This is a genomic window from Photorhabdus temperata, assembly GCF_025384845.1.
In the GTDB taxonomy this organism is placed as follows: Bacteria; Pseudomonadota; Gammaproteobacteria; order Enterobacterales; family Enterobacteriaceae; genus Photorhabdus; species Photorhabdus temperata.
In genome coordinates this window covers 1-21528 of sequence record NZ_JAJAFX010000006.1, presented here as the reverse complement: position 1 = coordinate 21528, position 21528 = coordinate 1, and the positions used below count along the sequence as shown (strand labels likewise).

The following is a 21528-nucleotide window of genomic DNA, read 5'->3' as shown; positions in this document are numbered from 1 at the left end:
AAAAAAAAGCAGGAATTGCCTTTTGTTTTAATTAATCATACCGATTTTGGCAGCGGGCTTTCGGTAGTATAATGCAAACCATATTATCAGCGAGGGTGCAAATGCAGGGTCATAAAGACGGTATGAGTTCATTGGCAGATATGCCGAAGCAGGTTATCCTGCTGGAAATTATCGGCATCGGGTGGTTGATACTGGCATATTTGACTATTAATGATATTGTCATCTTAACGGATCTACTAATGACGTCGGAAGCGCATATTGTTATGATTTTCGCTGGTATTGGTTGTTTGGTTCCTGCCGCGGTCAACATTGTCTGGCGTGCAGTATACGGCCTCTCTTTTCTGGGAATCGATGATAAAAAAGAGAGTAAAAATAAGGCAAAAGCGAGCGATAACGGTAAAGAAAAATAATTTATCAGCTATTGGTGATAGCGCGATAAAGAATTATTTCGTAAGCTATAGCGCTTTTTCATTTTCCGTTGTATGGGGTTGTTAGATGGGTTCACTTGTCATTCCTGACTTATCAGTATTGCGTGAGTGGTTGGATCAGCTCAAAATTTCCTACTTTGAGTGCGATTCGTGCCAGGCATTGCATCTACCTCATATGCAGAATATTGATGGTTTATTCGATGCTAAAATTGATCTGTTGGACAATGTAATTTTGTTCTCTGCTTTGGCTGAGGTGAAGCCAACAGCAATTATTCCTCTGATGGCTAATTTAAGCCAGATTAACTCCAGTTCGCTGACGATTAAGGCTTTTCTTGATATTCAGGATGAAAACTTACCGAAGTTAGTGGTATGTCAATCTTTCCTTGTTTCAGCCGGGCTGACTTTTTCCCAATTTTCTCATTTTTTGCAGCAGAGCGAAGAGCAGATTGCGAGCGTGGTTTTTGAAATTCACAGTAATAACTTGTTGTATATTAACCGTGATATCGAAATCGAAGGTGATATTGAAGAGGAAGAAGAGTCACAGGCTTCCGTTAAAGCACCGACTTTTACTTTGCACTAATATTTCCAACACGGTCATTCAACAATGCAATGTACGCAGTATTCCGCGGGGCATTGTCACTCCTGTCAGTGGCTCGAAAAACCCTATTTTCAGCAGTTAGAAGATAAGCAGCAGAATTTAAAGCAGTTATTGTGCCAAACCATCGTGAATCAATGGTTGCTTCCGATTGCCAGTCAACAAAACGCCTTTCGTAATAAAGCTAAAATGGTCGTCAGTGGCAGTGTAGAGCGTCCATTGTTGGGCATGTTGCATCGCGATGGGGTTGCCGTTGATCTGTGTAATTGTCCTCTCTATCCGGCGCATTTTCAGCCTGTATTTGATGTCGTTAAATCTTTCATTGCTTGTGCTGGCTTGACGCCATATAACGTTGCCCGTAAACGGGGTGAGCTGAAATACCTGTTACTGACAGAAAGTCGTCATAGCGGTGAAATGATGCTACGTTTTGTACTGCGCTCTGAAATGAAAATTACTCAACTGGAACGTGCTTTGCCCCGGTTGCGGGAGCAATTGCCACAGCTTACGGTTATCTCTGCCAATATTCAGCCAATCCATATGGCGATCTTGGAAGGCGAAAAGGAGATCCTGTTTACTGAGCAAAAAGCACTAAAAGAAGAATTTAATGGCGTTCCTCTTTATATTCGGCCACGCAGTTTTTTCCAGACTAACCCGGAAATTGCTTCTGAGTTGTATGCGACGGCAGGGCGCTGGGTTCGTGAACTGAAAATCAGCAGTATGTGGGATCTGTTCTGTGGCGTTGGTGGTTTTGGCCTTCATTGTGCGGATAAAAATACCCGTTTAACTGGAATTGAAATCAGCCCTGAAGCGATTGATTGTGCTGCTGATTCGGCCAAAACATTGGGTTTGGAAAACATCGAGTTCAAGGCTTTGGATTCAACGCACTTTGCCGTAGCAAAGGATCACATTCCTCAATTGGTTCTGGTCAATCCACCTCGTCGGGGAATTGGTAAAGAGTTGTGTGATTATCTTGGTAGAATGGCACCGGATTATATTCTTTATTCAAGCTGCAATGCTCAGACGATGGCGAAGGATATCACTGCGTTGGTCAATTACCGTGTGGAAAAAACACAGTTGTTCGATATGTTCCCTCATACTGAGCATTACGAAGTTTTGACGTTATTGGTGTTAAATCAAAACTGAATGATAGGTGTGACTGGGATGGGGTTCCGGCAGGAACGCCCTATCCCTTTTCATTACGCCCGTTTAATTACGATGCTCAAAAGCCAGCGCACGGCGTTCAATCATCCGCATCAGCAAAGTCAGGATGCCGTTAACACACAGATAAATCACACCTGCGGCAACAAAAACCATCACATCATAATTACGGCCAAACAGAAGCTGACTGTATCCCATTACTTCCAGCAAAGTTATCGTACTTGCAAGAGAAGTACTCTTGAAAATCAATACAACTTCGTTGGAATAGGAAGATAACGCCCGTTTGAAGGCATATGGCAGCAGGATCCGCATGGATTGTGCTTTAGACATTCCCAACGCCTGGCAGGATTGCCATTGACCCACGGGAATGGCCTTTACTGCGCCATGGAACAGCAGGGTAGAATATGCCGCGCTGTTAAGCGCCAATGTTACCATTGCACACAGCCAGGGTTGAGACAGTAAATGCCAAAGCCACGGATACTCTTTTAAAGATGGAAACTGCCCAGGCCCGTAATAAACCAGAAAGAACTGCACCAGCAAAGGGGTACCGGTGAACAGAGTAATGTAGGTTTTTACCAGCTGTGTCAGTACCGGCAATTTGACGGTCAGAACCATAGTGAACAGCACGGACATCATGAAAGCGGTAAAAAGAGCCGCAACGGTCAGACTCAGACTGGTTTGCAGCCCTGATAGAATTTGTTGAATATACTCAAGCATCAGGAAGCACTCCGATCAAAGCGTGTGGTATGCATCTCAATTTTCTTCAGAATAAACTGACTGATCAGGGTGATAGCTAGATAGATAAGCGCCACAATCATATACCAGGTAAAGGGTTCCTGAGTCCGTGTCGCAATACTTTTGGTTTGCAGCATCAGATCATTAACACTGATAAGCGATACCAATGCGGTGTCTTTCAGTAAAACCAGCCATTGGTTACCGAGCCCTGGCAGAGCATGTCGCCACATCTGAGGCATGATCAGGCGGAAAAATATTTCAGTGCGGCCGAGACCTAATGCCTGACCAGCTTCCCATTGGCCGGCAGGAATGGCTTTTATCGCGCCACGAAGTGTTTGGGATGCATAGGCAGAGTAGAGCAGGGAAAGCGCAATGACACCACAAAGGAATGGGCTGACATAAAAATCCTGAATATCTATCTGAATTCTGGGATGCCAGAAAATAAGATAAACATCAAAGCCATCCGCCAGTGTCATCAGCAGTTGTGATGCGCCGAAGTAGACGAAAAGTACGACTAAAATTTCCGGCAATCCCCGGAACAGGGTAACCCAGCAGGTGCCAAGCATGGCGAAAGGTTTCCAGCGCGCTGATTCCCAGGCAGCAAATAGCATTGCTAAAATCAGACCAAGCACTAACGCAGAAACGGCAAGGCCGACGGTGATGTTGGCGGCGCTTGCTAGAGATTGAAATTCATTCATTGAGATTCAGTTATTAATCAAACCATTTTTTATAGATGATGTCATAAGTGCCATCTCGTTTGATATTAGCCAGTGCTTTGTTCAGTTTATCCTGTAGCTCTTTGTTGCCTTTACGCACCGCAATCCCTAAACCGATACCAAAGTAATTCTTGTCAGTGACTTTGTTACCTACGGTACTTAAGTTTTCATTTTTTTTCAGCCATTCGTTGACAACGGCAGTATCACCGAAAACGGCGTCCAGACGGCCATTTTTCAGATCCAGAATGGCATTTTGATAGCTGTCATAAGGAACGGTTTTAATCTCTTTTCGTTGTTCCATCAGGTACTTTTGGTGCGTTGTACCATTCTGGATGCCCACTTGTTTACCTTTTAGTTCAGCGATGCTGGAAACCTTGCCTTTAACTGCGATAAATGTCGCTGAGTTATCGTAATAAGTGTTAGTAAAATCAACCTGTTCCTGGCGTTCAGGGGTGATATCAATACCTGCTGCTAAAGCGTCGAAGCGACGGAATTTCAGACTTGGGATCAGGCTGTCAAATGATTGGTTAGTGAAAGTACATGTCGCATTAATTTGCTCACAGATAGCATTAGCCAGATCGATATCAAAACCCTGAATTTTATTATTTGCATCAATGAATTCAAACGGAGGATAAGTGGCTTCGGTGGCAAAACGAAGGGTCTCTTTTCCCGTGGCGGTTGCAGATAAAGTAACGGTACCCAGGAGGGCGGCAAGGAATAATTTTTTCATCGCTATATCCTATGATAGTTAGTGTGACAGATAATTAGCAAAGGCTTTGGTTTGTGGTTGATTAAAATGGCTGATATCACCTTGTTCTATAATGCGGCCGTTTTCCATATAGACGACACGACTCGCGGCTTTACGGGCGATTTCTACTTCATGGGTAACGATAATCTGTGTAATGCCTGTTGCGGACAATTCATGAATAATATTCACCACTTGGGCGGTGATTTCCGGGTCCAGTGCTGCCGTTGGTTCATCAAATAATAAAACTTGTGGTTCCATCATCAATGCCCGTGCAATAGCGACCCGCTGCTGTTGTCCACCGGATAAATGTTGTGGAAAGCGACCGGCAAAATCCTCCAGCCGCAAACGGGAAAGTAGCTTATCCGCCTTTTCCTGAGCTTGCGGTTTGGATAAACCGAGTACACGACAAGGTGCCTCGATCAGGTTATCCATAACAGTGAGGTGTGGCCATAAGTTATATTGCTGAAAAACCATACCGACATTCTGGCGCAGAGAACGAATCTCCTTTATTCCTGGTGTTTGTGTAAAATCGAATTGATGATTAGCAACAGTCAACTGGCCGGATCGCGGTATTTCCAGCAGGTTTAATACCCGCAACAACGTGCTTTTACCTGCGCCGCTTGGCCCCAGCAAAACCATCGTTTCCCCTGAAGAACACTTAAGATTAATATCAAACAGTGCCTGATGTGCACCGTAATAGCAATCAATGCTTTTTAATTGAATACTCATGCTTTAATTCTGAATAGTCAGTGATTTATCCCGATGCTAAACCCGTTGGCATAATTATGCAATATCTTACGCATAGAATATTATTAATTGATATTTCAATTACATGTCTGATTAACCTATTCTATCCGCGCTTTGTACAATTCGTTAACAAAAGCTTACTTATTCTGTTTCCATAGGGCGGAAGATGAATAAAACACAACTGTATAATGAATAATTATTGCTGACTTCTTAGCAATCAAGTGCTCAGATTATCATCGACAATATCAAATACCATTGTGGCTGAGATTCTGATTAAGTAAAGAATGCGATCAGTAAAGGTGCCAGTAAGCTCAACAAGAAACCGTGAACAATAGCTGCTGGAACAATACTGACTCCACCACACCTTTGTAATATCGGCAGAGTGAAATCCATAGAAGTCGCACCGCTTAACCCGATTGCGCTTGAACGATACCGATTGACCAGAACGGGAATGAGCATAATTGCTGCAAGTTCACGCACCAGGTCATTAAAGAATGCGGCACTGCCGATGACGGGTCCGTAAGCGTCAGAAAGTAAGATGCCAGAAAGAGAATACCAGCCATAACCGGAAGCAAACGCTAAACCTGTTTTGATCGGCAGTCCAAGAATAAGCGCGGCAATCGCACCACCAGCAAGTGCGCTGACAGCAACGACAATCGCAATAACTGTACCTCGGCGGTTTAGCAATATCTGTTTGAGGTTTATGCCACTGTTACGTAATTGAATACCTACCAGCAACAGTAAAACGACCAGCGCAATTTCACTGGCACGATTGGCGAAATGCAGCCATGACCAGTCGGTTAACCCAAGTAGAAAACCTAAAATCAGAACACCACATAATTTCAGTGATTCAAAAATCATATGTAAACGGGAAGGGGGTTTTTCCTGTTTATGAGAGTTGCTCATCCAGGGATCGTGTTTTTCCAGCAGGAATAATGCCAGCATATTGGCGGCGAAAATACATAAGAAAAATACAGTGGCATACTGGAAAATAGAGAAGAGGTTACTGCTTAAATCTTCCAGTAAAGCTAAACTTATTCCCATTAAAAACAGAATGACATAGACCATTGCATTAAGGAGGCGATGAACAGCGTTTAGCACTGTTTTATTATTCAAATGGATAAGATAGCCTAGCGTTAACGGCAAAAGAATGATCAGCAGTCCAGAGTACATAATTAATATCCTTTAAAACAGTTAACGTTTTTTTATCTCAGTTCAGCATGAAAATTGGTTATAAAACCATAAAAATAAAGATAACAATTTTTTTACATTAAGAGAATAGCCAGGATAGGGTTATATAGGTTGTTGCTCAAAGAATTTTTTATTCTTAAGGTGGGTGAACTTTCAATAGGTGTAAAAATCAAATGAGGACTGCATCTCTCTGAATTGAGTGGAAATTTCTGGCTATTTGTGGCATTACAGGAAACATTGTTTTTTTACCATTCCTTTTATCTAATTCTTAAGATGGTGATATTTAAATGAATTTTATTCGTTCGAAACGTCGATGGGTGGTGTTGTTAGCCATTGTGGCAGTTATCGCATTGCTTCTGGGGTATTTTCTGCATGGGCCAGAAAAGGTTAAATATCAGACTGTACCCGTTATTAAAGGCGATTTGGATAAAAATGTCTTGGCTACAGGGAAGCTGGATGCTGTCAGAAAAGTAGATGTAGGAGCTCAGGTCAGTGGTCAGTTGCAGAACTTGTATGTTGAAGTGGGTGATAAGGTGACAAAAGGCCAATTATTGGCATTGATCGATCCTAAGCCTGCTCAAAATCAGGTAAAAGAAGTTGAAGCGACGATTAAAGAATTGAGCGCTAATCTGATGGAGGCTAGGGCACAATTGAAACTGGCGCAGCTTACATTACAACGTCAGAATAATCTGGCAAAAGTGCAGGCAGTTTCTCACCAGGAATTGGATCAGGTTAAAACGGATGTTGAAGTGAAAAAAGCGAGGGTAGAAATTTTACTGGCGCAAATCAGTAAAAATCAGGCCAGCCTTGATACAGCCCGGGCTAATTTGCAATACACTCGTATTACCGCGCCAATGGATGGCATTGTTGTCAATATTAAAACACTTCAGGGGCAAACGGTCATCGCCGCACAGGAAGCACCGACTATTCTGACATTGGCTGATCTTGGCACGATGCTGGTAAAAGCAGAAGTTTCAGAGGCGGATGTTATTGGCCTGAAACCCGGTCAGAAAGCCTCTTTTACCGTATTAGGCGCACCTGATAAAAATTTCACTGGTGTGTTGAAAGATATCTTGCCAACGCCAGAAAAGATTAATGATGCAATTTTCTTTTATGCCCGTTTTGAGGTGCCTAACCCTAAGCAACTTTTGCGTTTACAAATGACGGCTCAAGTAAAAGTCCAGCTCGATTCCCATCGTGGCGTGTTAATGATCCCGCTTTCTGCTCTGGGTAAACAGATTACCCCAACCCGCTATGAGGTGGATATTCTGAAGGGGGGGAAAGAAGAGAAACAGGAAGTGGCTATTGGTGTACGCAATGATGTGAATGTACAGATTTTGTCCGGTCTGAAAGAACATGAGCAGGTGATTACCGGTCGTGGTGAAACAGGGGATGAGTAATGAATGCATTACTTGAGCTGAGAGGCATAGAACGCAGCTATTCCGCTGGCGAGCAACAGATAAAAGTACTTGATGATGTCACCTTGTCTATTCACTCCGGTGAGATGGTTGCGATTATCGGTGCTTCCGGGTCTGGCAAATCGACACTGATGAATATCCTTGGCTGTCTTGATAAACCCAGTCGTGGTGAATACCGGGTCGCGGGGCAGAATGTTGCTGAACTGAATAATGATGAACTGGCGGCACTGAGACGGGAGCATTTTGGGTTTATTTTTCAGCGTTATCATTTGCTGACCCATTTGACTGCTGAACAGAATGTAGAAATTCCTGCTATTTACGCCGGGGCGGCTAAAACTGTACGCAGACAGAGAGCAATAGAGTTGCTTGGTCGTCTGGGGCTTGACAAGAGAGTCAACTATCGGCCGGGGCAGCTCTCTGGTGGACAACAGCAGAGGGTCAGTATCGCCAGGGCGTTGATGAATGGTGGTCAGGTTATTTTGGCTGATGAGCCAACGGGGGCGCTGGATAGCCATTCTGGTGAAGAGGTGATGGCTATCCTCAAACAGCTGTGTGAACAGGGGCATACCGTTATTATTGTCACGCATGATCCGAAAATCGCGGTGCAGGCACAGCGGATTATTGAGATCAAAGACGGTCACATTATGAATGATTCTGGCTCGCAACTGAGTAAAACCGTGACGGAAGCCCCACCGATAACAGCAAAAATATCATCAATACGTCAGATTTTTGGCCGGTTTAATGAAGCTTTATTGATGGCATGGCGGGCAATGGTCGTCAATAAGATGCGGACCTTGTTGACGATGTTAGGGATTATTATTGGTATCGCGTCTGTAGTGACTATTTTGGTTATTGGCGATGCCGCCAAGGCATTGGTGTTATCCGATATTAAAGAGATTGCAACCAATACCATTAGTGTTTATCCGGGAGAAGATTTTGGCAGCGACGATCCGGCCAGTAAGCAAGCGCTGAAAATCGCGGATGTAAACGCTATCAGAGCACAACCTTATATTCTGGCAGTTTCACCAGATATTGAGGGAGGGGCGCGCCTTCGTAAAGGGAACATTGATGTTGCTGCGAGAGTCTCCGGTATTGGTGATGAATATTTTCAGGTTTATGCTCTGCGTTTTGCTCAGGGAATGGGTTTTACATCGGATATGGTACGCCGTCAGGGGCAAGTTGTGGTCATTGATAAAAATACCCAGCGTAAATTATTTCCTCACCAAAAAAATGTGATTGGGGAAGTGATTCTGATGGGTAATATGCCTGCCACTATTGTCGGGGTGATAGCTGAAAGAAAATCGGCATTAGGCAGTGATAGTTCATTGCATGTCTGGTTACCTTATAGCACGATGACCAGTCGCCTGCTAAACCGGAATTATCTGGATTCAATTACTGTCAGAATCAAAGATGGTCATAACTCTAAGGAAGCAGAACAGAAGATTGTTCGATTGCTGACTTTACTCCATGGGAAAAAGGATATTTTCACCTATAACACGGATATGCTGATAAAAACGGTGGAAAAAACGACCCGTACTCTACAGCTGTTTTTGACAATGGTAGCAGTAATCTCACTGATCGTTGGTGGTATCGGGGTCATGAATATTATGTTGGTTTCGGTCACCGAACGCACGAGAGAGATTGGCATCCGTATGGCCGTAGGGGCCAGAACCAGTGATGTTATGCAGCAGTTTCTGATAGAAGCTATTTTGGTTTGTTTGGTTGGCGGTATTTTGGGAATAGCACTGTCTTATACGATTGCATTTATTGCGCAACTGGCACTGCCAGGCTGGAGTTTTGTTTTCCAGCCAGTGGCTTTACTGAGTGCTTTCGCCTGTTCTACCGCAATTGGAGTGATATTTGGGTTTTTGCCGGCCCGTAATGCTGCCCGCCTTGATCCGATAGACGCTCTGGCAAGAGAATAAGTGGAAGTTATGTCACCCCGCAGGCAAAATTGCCGGCGGGGTGTAAAAGTAACACCTGGTCATATTACCCATAGGTCAGGTTATCTGGCCTTTGGATTCGTTTTCAAGGGGAACAATAATGCTGGCATGATTTCCCTTTGGGCCTTGGTGAATACTGAAATGCACCTTCTGGCCTGCTTTCAGTGTCCGGTAACCGTCCATCTGAATGGTTGAGTAATGAGCGAATATATCTTCTCCGCCGCTTGCCGGACAAATAAACCCAAAGCCCTTAGCATTATTGAACCACTTAACAGTACCTGTCTCCATACTTTTACATCCCTCGTTTAATCATTTCGGTTGAGATGAATCGTTAATATAACATTCGTAAACAATCACATGTAACCAGTTACATTATCTATGTTTGTTCACAAAACATACTGTAGTAAAAATCAAATTCTCGTCAAGCACAGAACAAATGTCTGGTTGTTTTGAATGACTAAAGTTTGATATAGATAACGATATGAGTTTCGTTCATTCACTTTTATACCGGGTTTTTATAGGGGAATAACCTGTGGTAAACGGAGTTGCCCAGATAATGATAAGATAAATGGGAACGTAATTTATTTGCTGGCAGTGGCTGGTATTAGCGATTAATCCTGTTGGAAAAACAATGAGCGATTATCATAACAGTTTGAAAAGTAAGGAATTGGTTAAGGATGAGCAACAGCAAAAATTGCAACCGCCATCAATGTATCAGGTCATTCTTAACAATGATGATTACACTCCGATGGAGTTTGTAGTTGACGTATTACGAAAGTTCTTTTCTTATGATGTTGAACGGGCAACGCAATTAATGTTGGATGTCCATTATCAGGGTAAAGCTATTTGTGGGGTTTATACCGCAGAGGTGGCAGAAACTAAAGCGGCTCAGGTAAATATGTATGCCAGGGAGCACGGGCATCCATTACTTTGTACGCTGGAAAAAATCTGACCAGGTATACTGATTTTAGGGGGAGGTGCCTATGCTCAATCAAGAGCTTGAACTTAGTCTTAATATTGCCTTTGCTAAAGCGCGGGATAACAGACACGAGTTTATGACCGTGGAGCACCTATTGCTGGCGTTGTTAAGCAATTCATCAGCGCGTGAAGCATTGGAAGCGTGTAAGGTTGATCTGGCTCAATTGCGTAAAGAGCTGGAGAATTTTATTTCACAAACAACACCGTTGCTGCCTGAGAATGATGAGCGGGAGACTCAGCCAACCTTGAGCTTCCAACGTGTTCTTCAGCGCGCGGTATTTCATGTTCAGTCTTCTGGGCGCTCAGAAGTTTCCGGTGCTAATGTGCTGGTGGCTATCTTCAGCGAACAGGAGTCTCAGGCTGCTTATTTGCTGCGTAAACATGATGTCAGTCGTTTGGATGTGGTTAATTTCATTTCTCATGGAACGCAGAAAGAAGACAGTGAATCGGATCATCAGGGGATAGGCGCTCAATCTGCGGAAGAACAGCCTGCTGGTGAAGATCGGTTGGAGAATTTTACCACTAATCTTAACCAACTTGCTCAAAGAGGGCAGATTGATCCATTGATTGGCCGCCAGGATGAGCTGGAAAGAACGATTCAGGTACTGTGCCGTCGCCGGAAAAATAACCCACTATTGGTGGGGGAATCGGGGGTAGGTAAAACAGCTATTGCAGAAGGATTGGCATGGCGGATTGTACAAAAAGATGTACCGGAAGTGATGGCTAATTGTACGATTTATTCACTGGATATTGGTTCATTGCTGGCAGGAACTAAATATCGTGGTGATTTTGAGAAACGCTTCAAGGCTTTGTTAAAAAGCCTTGAGCAGGATAGAAAAAGTATTCTATTCATCGATGAAATCCATACCATTATCGGTGCGGGTGCGGCGTCTGGGGGGCAGGTCGATGCGGCTAATCTGATCAAACCTCTGTTATCCAGTGGGCGTATCAGAGTGATTGGCTCTACGACATATCATGAATTCAGTAATATTTTTGAAAAAGACCGGGCGCTGGCGCGTCGTTTTCAGAAGATTGATATTGTTGAGCCTTCACCGGAAGAGACAGTACAGATTATTAAAGGGTTGCGGCCAAAATATGAGGCGCACCATGATGTACGCTATACCACGAAAGCTATCCGCGCTGCGGTTGATTTATCAGTGAAATATATTACTGATCGTCACTTACCAGATAAGGCCATTGATGTTATTGACGAAGCGGGAGCGCGTACTCGTCTGGTGCCGGTCAGCCGGCGTAAGAAAACGATCAATGTGTCGGATATTGAATTTATCGTTGCTCGTATTGCCCGTATTCCTGAAAAAACAGTTTCGGCCAGTGATAAGGATGTATTGAAGACGCTGGATGACCGGCTGAAGATGCTGGTATTTGGTCAGGATACAGCGATTGCAGCATTAACCGAAGCAATCAAGATGAGTCGTGCGGGATTAGGGCAGGATAATAAACCGGTGGGTTCTTTCTTGCTTGCCGGCCCGACAGGGGTGGGTAAAACAGAAGTCACTGTACAGCTTGCCAGGGCACTGAATATCAAGTTATTGCGCTTTGATATGTCGGAATATATGGAGCGCCACACAGTCAGTCGCTTGATTGGCGCGCCGCCGGGATATGTCGGTTTTGATCAGGGAGGATTGCTCACGGATGCGGTGATTAAACATCCTCATTCAGTGTTGCTGCTTGATGAGATTGAAAAAGCACATCCGGATGTATTTAACCTGTTATTGCAAGTCATGGATAACGGTACTCTGACCGATAACAACGGTCGTAAAGCGGATTTCCGTAACGTTATTGTTGTTATGACCACGAATGCTGGCGTACGTGAAACTCAGCGTACATCCATTGGATTTAAGCAGCAGGATAACAGCTCTGATGCGATGGAAGAGATCAAGAAGATATTTACACCGGAATTCCGTAACCGCCTTGATGGTATCATCTGGTTTAATGCGCTTTCTGTTGAAGTGATTCAACAGGTAGTCGATAAGTTCATTGTCGCATTGCAAGCACAATTGGATGAAAAAGGCGTTTCACTGGAGGTCAGTGCGGATGCCCGTCAATGGTTATGTGATAAAGGCTATGATAAAGCGATGGGCGCTCGCCCAATGGCCCGGGTTATTCAGGATAGTCTGAAGAAACCGTTGGCCAATGAACTATTGTTCGGTTCATTAGTTCACGGTGGCTCGGTTCGTATTGATCTGGATAAGGCAAAACGGGCACTGACTTACGATTTCAGCAACGCTTATAAGCAGAAACCGGAAGACGTAGTGCACTGATATAGGGTCACACCACAGGTGAATACAAAGTTGCTATTACCTGTGGTGTAATACCTGAAACGGTAATGAATCAGCGGCTACGGAAGACGATACGGCCTTTGCTCAGGTCATATGGGGTCAGCTCAACTGTAACCTTGTCGCCTGTCAGGATGCGGATGTAATTTTTACGCATTTTACCGGAGATGTGAGCAGTGACTACGTGCCCGTTTTCTAATTCAACGCGGAACATAGTATTTGGCAGCGTGTCCAGCACGGTACCTTGCATTTCAATATTGTCTTCTTTGGCCATCTAATCCTCTAAGTTTAATAACCATCGTTTTTAACCGGCAAGATAATGCCGAAAAACCCTCATTATGTAAAGGAATGTTGTCTTTTAAACCACTATATTTGCAAATAATTCATGGTTGCATTCCCGCCATAATCAACATTGGTTGGTAAAATGTTGATTATAATTCCAGTACTTGTTGCAACCAGCAGCCAGGTTTTAATGACTGGTTTCTGAATTGATAAAGATACTGAATAAATTCTTCCCTGGAGATTTCCTTTGCTCCCAGTGAAGCAGTGTGATGATTTAGCACCTGGCAATCAAGCAGTTCCCCACCGTATCGCAGAAAATGGTGATAGAAAACAACGAAAGCGCATTTGGATGCATTCTCCATTCGGCTGAACATAGATTCACCGCAAAATAAAGTGCCAACGCTGACGCCATACAGGCCGCCGACAATATGTTCACCATACCAGACTTCTACCGAATGCGCCTTTCCTGTCTGGTGTAACTCCTGATAACCTTGTTGGATATCCCTGCTTATCCAGGTTCCTTCCTGCCGTTGAGCGCAGTAATGAATCACTTGTTCAAAAGCGTGATTCACCGTAATGCGGTATGGATGATTGCGCAGAAACCGGCGTAATGTCCGGCCAGTATGCAATTCACCCGGCATGATTATCGCACGTGGATCAGGCGACCACCAAAGCGGTATTTCACTTGGTAAAAACCAGGGGAAGATTCCGTGATGATAAGCTGCGCTCAACCGTTCAGGGGATAAATCTCCGCCCACTGCCAGCAGGCCGTTCGGCTCCATTAATGCCTCTGCTGGGTGAGGGAAGTCATATGAATCATTATCCAGTTGAATTATTGGCATGGTGTATTACAGCTCCGATTCAGGCGAATCTGATATTGCCGCTGATAAAACTGATAATAGAAGCCTTGTCGAGCCAGTAACTCATTATGCTGCCCTTGTTCAATAATGGCGCCGCCATCCATGACATAAATACGGTCCATATGGTCAAGACTGTACAGACGGTGGGTAACAATAATCAATGTCTTATGCTGGCAATGCTGGCGCAGCAGGGACAGAATTTGCTGTTCAGTATCCGCATCAAGCCCTTCCGTTGGTTCATCCAGTAACATGAGTGGCGCAGAGCGCAGTAACGCTCTGGCAATGCCCAGACGGCGCTGTTCACCGCCTGATAACTGACGACCACCTTCGCCCATCCAGCCGTTCAGCCCCTCATCTGTTTCTAGCAGATTGCTTAAACCTACCTGTTTCAACACAGTTTCCAGCTCATTATCGATGGCGTTTGGTTTTGCCAGTAATAAATTTTCACGCAACGTATGGCTGAATACATGAACACGTTGTGGAACAACCGATATCATACTGCGCAGAGCGGGTTCGTCATAAGCAGTAATGGGATGCTGGTTTAGACAGATAGAGCCTGCATCAGCATTCCAGGCACGGGTTAGTAACTGTAGCAACGTAGATTTACCACAACCTGTTTTTCCTAACAGAGCGATATGTTCTCCTGCTTTTAAACAGAGAGAAATATTTTTCAGGACAGGTAATGGCTGACCAGGGTAAGTGAAACTGAGATTCTCGATATTAATACAGGCTTGCTCTGAACTTTCCGGCCCTGACGCCGGGAAAGTCACTTCTGGTTCTTGTTGCATCAATTGGGAAACGTGGGTTGCAGAGGTAATGACTTGTCCCAGATGTTGGAATGCAACAGCGACCGGACCCAGGGTTTCAAAAGCGGCAAGCGAGCAGAAGACAAACAGTGCAATCAAGGCACCTGGTTGACTGTTCCCTCCCACACCATTAGCGGCTATCCACAGGATTAATGTGACGGTCATACCGGTGGCAAAAATCATGATTGCTTGTGACAAACCGGTCAGATTAGCTTGCTGTTGCTGACGCTTTAGCCAACGTGATTCAACATCCGCCATCGACTTTCGGAAGCGGCCAAGAGCACCGAATACCATCAATTCGGCTTGTCCCTGCAATGTCGCCGTGAGTTGGGTGCGGTATTGACTACGCAGCATGGTCAGATCGCGGCCAATGGGTTTACCTGCGTGATAAAATACAAATGGCAGCAGGATCAGCAGAGTCAGCATAATACTGCCAAGGGTATAGGCCAATGTGAGATCCAGAAAACCGAGGCCGAAAGTGAGGACGATGATAACGACAACGGCTGCGAATATCGGTGAAATTACCCGTAAATAGAGGTGGTCCAACGTTTCAACATCAGCAACTAGCCGGTTGAGTAATTCACCCTGGCGAAAACGGGCGATTCCTCCCGGCGAAAGTGGCAAAATTTTCTGAAAGGCAAATACCCGCAAATGCGCCAGTACACGAAAAGTTGCATCATGGCTGACCAGCCGTTCAGCATAGCGCCCGGCAGTACGAAGAATAGCGGCGCCACGGACACCTGCGGCCGGTAGCATATAGTTGAATGTATTAAGTCCGGCAAAACCTGCCAGCGCGGTGCCGGCAAGGAACCAACCAGACAGCGTCAGTAAGCCTATGCTGGCGAGTAGCGTAACAATTGCCAGAACCATACCTAAACTGATAAGAAACCAGTGGCGGCGATAGAGCGCCAGAAAAGGAAGCAATACCCGCATAACTAAAGCTCCTCACTCCGATGGGATAACAGACGGGCGAATGCTCCCTGAGATTGGCTCAGTGTCTGGTAATCTCCCTGTTCAATGATTAACCCTTTTTCCATAACCCAGATCTGATCATATTCCAGCGTTTCTTCCAATTGGTGGGTAACTAACAGGGTCGTCTGATGATGAGATGCCTGATTCAGTGTTTGCATAACCCGTTGTTCACTATGAGCATCCAGGCTGGCGGCAGGCTCATCCAGTAATAATAATTGACAAGGTTTCAATAAGGCACGGGCAACAGCGATACGCTGGGCCTGACCAACGGATAGCCGTGCTGCATTATCACCAATGAGGGTATTCAGCCCATCAGGTAAATCATTAACAAATTCGGTGACGTATGCCTGCTCCATCACCTGATGGATTTGTTGTTGATTTGCATCCGGTTGATTCAGGCGAAGATTATCAAGCAAAGTTTGCTCAGGCAGGTGTGGATTTTGCCCAACCCAGCTCAGTTGATCGCGCCATTTTTGTGGATCTAACTCACGCAGCTCAGTGCCATTGATTTGTATTGAGCCACGGTAGGGCAGGAACCCTAACAGTAAATTCAAGAGTGAGCTTTTACCTGCTCCACTTTGTCCAACTAATGCCACTCGTTGATTTTTCTCTATAGCAAAATTCAGAGGGCCGGCAAGCGGGTTGCCATCGTGAGCCAGAATTTCCAGATTATTAGCGATTATCGTCAGCGAACTTTGGCTACTTAGCGTTTTATCGCCACTCGCAGGCGCATGTTCACCATCACTGTTTAGCAACGTCACCAATGATTCGGCTGCGCCAATCGCCTGTGCTTTGGCGTGATAATAAGTACCAAGATCACGCAGTGGCTGGAAAAATTCCGGGGCGAGGATTAAGACCAGAAAACCGGCAAACAGGGTTACGCCCATACCGTAACTGCCAAAATTAAGTTCACCCAGATAGGAAAAACCGAAATAGACGGCAACGACGGCAATAGAAACAGCAGCAAAGAACTCCAGCACCGCTGAAGAGAGGAACGCCATTCTCAGAACTTCCATTGTCTTGTGGCGGAAATCCTCAGTGGATTCGCTGATTTGTTGCACTTCCGCTTTGCCACGATAAAACAGGCGCAACGTTTCCAGCCCGCGCAGACGATCAAGGAAATTACCGCTTAACCGCCCCAACGCGACAAAGTTTCGCCGGTTGGCATCTGCGGCGCCTAAACCAACCAGTGCCATAAACAGGGGAATAAGCGGAGCCGTTGTAAACAAAATCAGCCCGGCAGCCCAGTTAACAGGAAATAGGGTGATCAGGATAAGAACAGGGATCATCACTGCGAGATACATCTGTGGCAGATAGCGAGAGTAGTAATCCTGCATATCGTCTATTTGCTCAAGAATCATTGTTGCCCAGCTACCTGCTGGTTTGCCTTTAACCCATACCGGGCCAAGTTGTTCAAGTTTATCCAATACCATAGCGCGGATTTTCTGGCGCACGATTTTGCCACAAATAAAACCGATCCGTTCCCGGATAGCACTGATTATTGCCCGCAGAGCAAAGGTTGCCGCCAGCATCCAGAATTTATCCATGATGTGCCCGCGGGGAATATTATCCATGATTAAAGCTTGCAGGATTGAGGCCAGTAACCAGGCTTGAGTGATAATCAGCAAACCACTGATTAAGCCAAATAGCATGGACAGGCGGAGCCAGCGCCGGGCCGGAGCACTTTGCTGCTTCAACCAACGAACCAATTCATACTGTCTTGTTTTGTCCATAGGAAAAATTCTGATTATCAAAAAGGCTGGACTCGTGTCAGCATCCTGCCGATATGTTACATGCGAAAAGGCGCTACCGAAATAGCGCCTTGAAAGAAAAAGAGTTTATTTCGCTGCCAGTCCATCCAGAAAACGTTCTGCATCAAGGGCTGCCATGCAACCTGTACCCGCGGACGTAATTGCCTGGCGGTAGGTGTGGTCCATTACATCACCGGCAGCGAATACACCGGGAATGGAGGTTTGAGTTGCGTTACCCTGTAAACCGGACTGAACTTTAATGTAACCATTTTCCAGCTCCAATTGTCCTGCAAAGATAGCGGTGTTAGGAGTATGGCCGATAGCAATGAATGTGCCGGTAACAGCTAATTCTTCGGTTGTGCCGCTGTTGGTATCGCGCAGACGGACACCCGTAACGCCCATCTCATCACCGAGCACTTCATCCAGAGTACGATTAGTGTGCAGAATGATATTGCCGTTTTTAACTTTATCCATCAGACGGCCAATCAGGATTTTCTCTGAACGGAATGTATCACGGCGATGAATCAGGTGAACTTCTGCTGCAATATTTGCCAGATATAAAGCCTCTTCTACTGCGGTATTACCGCCGCCGACAACGGCAACTTTCTGGTTACGATAAAAGAAGCCATCACAGGTTGCACAGGCCGAAATACCACGGCCTTTGAACGCCTCTTCGGAAGGCAGACCCAAATAACGTGCAGAAGCGCCTGTTGCGATAATCAGTGCGTCACAGGTATATTCTTGTTCATCACCATAAAGACGGAAAGGACGGTTTTGCAGATCAACTTTTTGAATATGGTCAAAAATGATTTCGGTCTGGAATTTTTCAGCATGTTGGTGCATACGTTCCATTAGCCCTGGGCCAGTCAGACCTTCAGGATCACCGGGCCAGTTTTCGACTTCAGTGGTTGTAGTCAACTGACCGCCTTTTTCAACCCCGGTAATAAGAACCGGATTTAAATTTGCCCGGGCAGCATAAACCGCGGCCGTATAGCCTGCCGGACCGGAGCCAAGAATAATGAGTTTATGGTGTTTGGCGGTGCTCATGAATACCTCATTTCCATTTATCGCATATCGTATATCGAGCGATTGTAGGAGAAATAGGAGGGTAAAAAAAGCTAAAAGACTCATGTTACTAACGATTTTACCGATAGATATTAACTGGCAATGACTTTAACCTGAGAAAAGTGTTCTTTTAGTACTGTTTGGCTTTTATTTGCTCATTTTTAATCAATGGTAAGCTATCGAAACGATTAACTGAAAATTTGTTCCACAGGTTGTTCTGATTTTTGTTCATTTACTTTGACAATCGGCTGTGCATTTGCGAAAACATCACTGTAAGAGATAATTATCCACCTCGCTAAATTCGTTTCCATAAAAATCGACAAATCGATATGCGGATAATCCTCTCTGTGCAGCACGAAGAAAATGGCCTGTGAGCTGCTTTACTCTGATAGAGCGAGGCTTTAACTTTAAAAGACATCTTTTCCAGCTCAGACTCAAGAGAGATAGGGGAAAATGTTATGGGTGTAGGAAAATAAAGAGAGATCAAAAGATGATAGATAATAAAAAACGTCCGGGAAAAGATCTTGATCGTATAGATCGTAATATCCTCAATGAGTTGCAGAAAGATGGTCGAATTTCTAACGTAGAACTGTCTAAACGGGTAGGATTGTCGCCGACTCCTTGCTTGGAGCGTGTGCGTCGCCTGGAGCGTCAAGGGTTTATTATTGGCTACACCGCATTGTTGAATCCTCATTATCTGGATGCGTCGTTGCTGGTGTTTGTTGAAATTACCTTAAATCGTGGTGCACCCGATGTTTTTGAACAATTCAATGCTGCTGTGCAGAAATTGGAAGAGATTCAGGAATGTCATTTGGTTTCCGGTGATTTCGATTACTTATTGAAAACCCGCGTACCAGATATGTCAGCGTATCGTAAGTTACTGGGCGAAACTTTGCTGCGTCTGCCAGGTGTTAATGACACCCGCACATATGTTGTGATGGAAGAAGTGAAGCAGAGTAACCGTTTGGTCATTAAGACTCGCTGAAATCCTGCCAAAAAAAATGTACAGGTGCAAAACTGGAAGAACTTAGGTACACTCCTGTTTATGCATACAGTTTCAACGCTGAGCTATCTCGGCGTTGTTCCGTTAAATCAACAGGAAACCTGGAGAGCCTTTCTTGAGCCAGGAATATACAGAAGATAAAAATATTAGGTTGAAGAGACTTAGTAGTGGGCGCAGGCTGTTGGAAGCTGTGTTGCTTGTCATTGTTATCTTAGCGGCTTATCTGATGGTCGCATTTATCAGTTTTAACCCTTCTGATCCCAGTTGGTCTCAGACTGCGTGGCATGAGCCGGTCTATAATTTGGGTGGTGGTGTTGGTGCATGGTTGGCCGATACGCTGTTTTCTGCATTTGGTATACTGGCTTATGCCATCCCGCCACTAATGATATTGGGTTGCTGGACTGCTTTCAGACAACATGATGACAGAGAATATGTCGATTTTTTCGTGCTTGCTTTGCGCGTTATTGGTGCATTGGCCATCATCTTGACTTCATGTGGATTAGCTGCGCTGAATGTTGACGATCTCCATTACTTTGCTTCTGGCGGTATTATTGGCAGTTTGTTTAGCAGTGCGATGTTGCCCTGGTTTAATGAATTGGGCGCGACGCTGGCCTTACTGTGTGTTTGGGCAATTGGGTTTACGCTATTTACTGGCTGGTCATGGTTGACGATTGCTGAAAAAACCGGGGCAATAATTCTTGGCGCGATAGGATTTATTACCAATCGCAGCCGTCATGAACAAGAATATACTCCATCTGGTGAAACGGTTATTGCGCAGGAGAATTCCACCAATGGTAAAACAGAACCCGAATTTACAGCGGTTGATATTGATCATGATGATGTGTTGTTTACAGCACCTTCGGCTGCGGAATTGGCAAAAGCTGAACTGGATGAACCAGAATCAGTGAAAGTAGAAGTTGAAGAAAAACAGCAATCTGATATCCCAACCATTGGTATGGCTGATATTTATGCTGAACCTGAAATTCAGATCAGTATATCTGATGATGCTATATGGTCTCAGCCATTAGCAGAAGAACATGAAAAAAACAGTGACGAACCTGTTCGTTACCTGTTTGAAATTCCTTCTGAATATAATTTTAAACCTGAATCCGAGATTGCGGTTGAAGCGGCTCCGACATTTGAGCTGGCTGGCAATGGGCAGAACAGCAGTGACACCTCCACTTTCACGCCTGAAACAGAGCCAAAAGATATTGCGACAGTAGCTTCTGCAACGGCTATAACAGGCAATTCTCAGATTAAACGGGGGATCGGGCCAGAACTGCCTCGTCCTAACCCAGTCCGTCTGCCAACCCGTCGTGAACTGTATGGCATCAAAGTTCCTTCACAGCGTCTTGCAGAACAGCAACAGCGTGAAGAAGAGGCCAGACAACAGATAGATGGCTGTAATGATACTGAGTCTGATAAACAGCAGGAAGAGTTGTTGCGTCAGCAGTTTCTTGAACAGCAGCGTGAGCGTTACCGTGTCACTGCGGATATCGAAGAACAGGCTCTAACTCAGCCTCAGATAGTACAGAATCAACTAGAACCGGAAAATCAGCTTCCAGTGGAAGAACCGCTTCAGACCGAGGTTGTTAAACAGGCGGTTGCGTCATGGCAACGTGAGCGTTATCAAGAGCAGGGTTACCAGCAGCTGGAAAAAGAATTCTCTACTCTGGAAAGTTTATCGATCTTAAATGATTTCTCACCGGTTGAAGATTTAGTTGCAAAAGAGCCGGCAGAGCCGCTGTTTACGCCTTCTGTTCAATCAGTACCGGAAAGTTTATCAGAACAGCCCACAGAAATTGCTTTTACACCAGCGCCTGCACACAATGTTG

20 protein-coding genes are annotated in these 21528 nt (G+C 45.0%); 9 read left to right on the top strand and 11 right to left on the bottom strand.

What is annotated here, in order from left to right:
- Positions 1 to 71: 71 nt before the first annotated feature.
- The 3 genes from LGZ99_RS03395 (at position 72) to rlmC (ending at position 2166) form a co-directional block, all read left to right on the top strand.
- Positions 72 to 410: a YbjC family protein gene (locus tag LGZ99_RS03395; protein WP_231398196.1), complete on the top strand. Its 339-nt coding sequence runs from the start codon at positions 72 to 74 to the stop codon at positions 408 to 410.
- Between the two features lie 85 nt (positions 411 to 495).
- The gene (locus LGZ99_RS03390; RefSeq protein WP_021325230.1) at positions 496 to 1008 is read left to right on the top strand and encodes a type III secretion system chaperone family protein; all 513 of its coding nucleotides are present in this window, start codon (positions 496 to 498) and stop codon (positions 1006 to 1008) included.
- Between the two features lie 24 nt (positions 1009 to 1032).
- The gene (gene rlmC / locus LGZ99_RS03385) at positions 1033 to 2166 is read left to right on the top strand and encodes a 23S rRNA (uracil(747)-C(5))-methyltransferase RlmC (protein WP_021325229.1); all 1134 of its coding nucleotides are present in this window, start codon (positions 1033 to 1035) and stop codon (positions 2164 to 2166) included.
- A 63-nt stretch (positions 2167 to 2229) separates the two neighbouring features.
- Here the strand turns inward: rlmC and artM are convergent, their stop codons facing one another.
- The 5 genes from artM to LGZ99_RS03360 form a co-directional block, all read right to left on the bottom strand.
- A complete protein-coding gene (artM, locus tag LGZ99_RS03380) occupies positions 2230 to 2898 on the bottom strand; it encodes an arginine ABC transporter permease ArtM (RefSeq protein WP_023044775.1) in 669 nt (222 codons plus the stop codon).
- A complete protein-coding gene (artQ, locus tag LGZ99_RS03375; protein WP_021325227.1) occupies positions 2898 to 3614 on the bottom strand; it encodes an arginine ABC transporter permease ArtQ in 717 nt (238 codons plus the stop codon). Before artQ ends, artM begins: the two co-directional genes overlap by 1 nt.
- A gap of 13 nt (positions 3615 to 3627) precedes the next feature.
- Entirely contained in the window at positions 3628 to 4362 is a 735-nt protein-coding gene (artJ, locus tag LGZ99_RS03370; RefSeq protein ID WP_021325226.1) for an arginine ABC transporter substrate-binding protein, read from the bottom strand.
- Between the two features lie 18 nt (positions 4363 to 4380).
- Positions 4381 to 5109: an arginine ABC transporter ATP-binding protein ArtP gene (gene artP, locus LGZ99_RS03365; protein ID WP_021325225.1), complete on the bottom strand. Its 729-nt coding sequence runs from the start codon at positions 5107 to 5109 to the stop codon at positions 4381 to 4383.
- 291 nt (positions 5110 to 5400) lie between these two features.
- The gene (locus tag LGZ99_RS03360) at positions 5401 to 6300 is read right to left on the bottom strand and encodes a LysO family transporter (protein ID WP_021325224.1); all 900 of its coding nucleotides are present in this window, start codon (positions 6298 to 6300) and stop codon (positions 5401 to 5403) included.
- Between the two features lie 305 nt (positions 6301 to 6605).
- On the opposite strand from LGZ99_RS03360, the gene macA reads away from it, so the two are divergent.
- Positions 6606 to 7718, top strand: a complete 1113-nt coding sequence (macA, locus tag LGZ99_RS03355; protein ID WP_021325223.1) for a macrolide transporter subunit MacA — start codon at positions 6606 to 6608, stop codon at positions 7716 to 7718.
- Entirely contained in the window at positions 7718 to 9661 is a 1944-nt protein-coding gene (macB, locus tag LGZ99_RS03350) for a macrolide ABC transporter ATP-binding protein/permease MacB (RefSeq protein WP_036838124.1), read from the top strand. Before macA ends, macB begins: the two co-directional genes overlap by 1 nt.
- 75 nt (positions 9662 to 9736) lie before the next feature.
- Here macB and cspD read toward each other — a convergent pair whose 3' ends face one another.
- Positions 9737 to 9967, bottom strand: a complete 231-nt coding sequence (gene cspD / locus LGZ99_RS03345) for a cold shock-like protein CspD (protein ID WP_021325221.1) — start codon at positions 9965 to 9967, stop codon at positions 9737 to 9739.
- Positions 9968 to 10310: 343 nt separating this feature from the next.
- Between cspD and clpS the strand changes: the two genes are divergently transcribed.
- Positions 10311 to 10631: an ATP-dependent Clp protease adapter ClpS gene (gene clpS, locus LGZ99_RS03340; protein WP_021325220.1), complete on the top strand. Its 321-nt coding sequence runs from the start codon at positions 10311 to 10313 to the stop codon at positions 10629 to 10631.
- A gap of 31 nt (positions 10632 to 10662) precedes the next feature.
- Positions 10663 to 12939, top strand: a complete 2277-nt coding sequence (gene clpA, locus LGZ99_RS03335) for an ATP-dependent Clp protease ATP-binding subunit ClpA (protein WP_021325219.1) — start codon at positions 10663 to 10665, stop codon at positions 12937 to 12939.
- Between the two features lie 70 nt (positions 12940 to 13009).
- On the opposite strand, the gene infA is transcribed toward clpA, so the two are convergent.
- The 5 genes from infA to trxB form a co-directional block, all read right to left on the bottom strand.
- Entirely contained in the window at positions 13010 to 13228 is a 219-nt protein-coding gene (gene infA / locus LGZ99_RS03330; protein ID WP_002211347.1) for a translation initiation factor IF-1, read from the bottom strand.
- A 157-nt stretch (positions 13229 to 13385) separates the two neighbouring features.
- Positions 13386 to 14078 (bottom strand): leucyl/phenylalanyl-tRNA--protein transferase, encoded by a 693-nt coding sequence (gene aat / locus LGZ99_RS03325; RefSeq protein ID WP_021325218.1) that lies wholly within the window; start codon positions 14076 to 14078, stop codon positions 13386 to 13388.
- On the bottom strand, positions 14069 to 15835 hold the full coding sequence (gene cydC / locus LGZ99_RS03320) for a heme ABC transporter ATP-binding protein/permease CydC (RefSeq protein ID WP_023044770.1): 1767 nt from the start codon (positions 15833 to 15835) through the stop codon (positions 14069 to 14071). Before cydC ends, aat begins: the two co-directional genes overlap by 10 nt.
- A gap of 2 nt (positions 15836 to 15837) precedes the next feature.
- A complete protein-coding gene (gene cydD / locus LGZ99_RS03315) occupies positions 15838 to 17607 on the bottom strand; it encodes a heme ABC transporter permease/ATP-binding protein CydD (RefSeq protein WP_262978846.1) in 1770 nt (589 codons plus the stop codon).
- Between the two features lie 105 nt (positions 17608 to 17712).
- Positions 17713 to 18672, bottom strand: coding sequence for a thioredoxin-disulfide reductase (trxB, locus tag LGZ99_RS03310; protein ID WP_021325215.1), 960 nt, complete (start codon positions 18670 to 18672; stop codon positions 17713 to 17715).
- 508 nt (positions 18673 to 19180) lie between these two features.
- Between trxB and lrp the strand changes: the two genes are divergently transcribed.
- The gene (gene lrp / locus LGZ99_RS03305; protein WP_023044766.1) at positions 19181 to 19675 is read left to right on the top strand and encodes a leucine-responsive transcriptional regulator Lrp; all 495 of its coding nucleotides are present in this window, start codon (positions 19181 to 19183) and stop codon (positions 19673 to 19675) included.
- Positions 19676 to 19808: 133 nt separating this feature from the next.
- The coding region (locus LGZ99_RS03300) for a DNA translocase FtsK 4TM domain-containing protein (protein WP_262978845.1) at positions 19809 to 21528 on the top strand (1720 nt) is incomplete at its 3' end.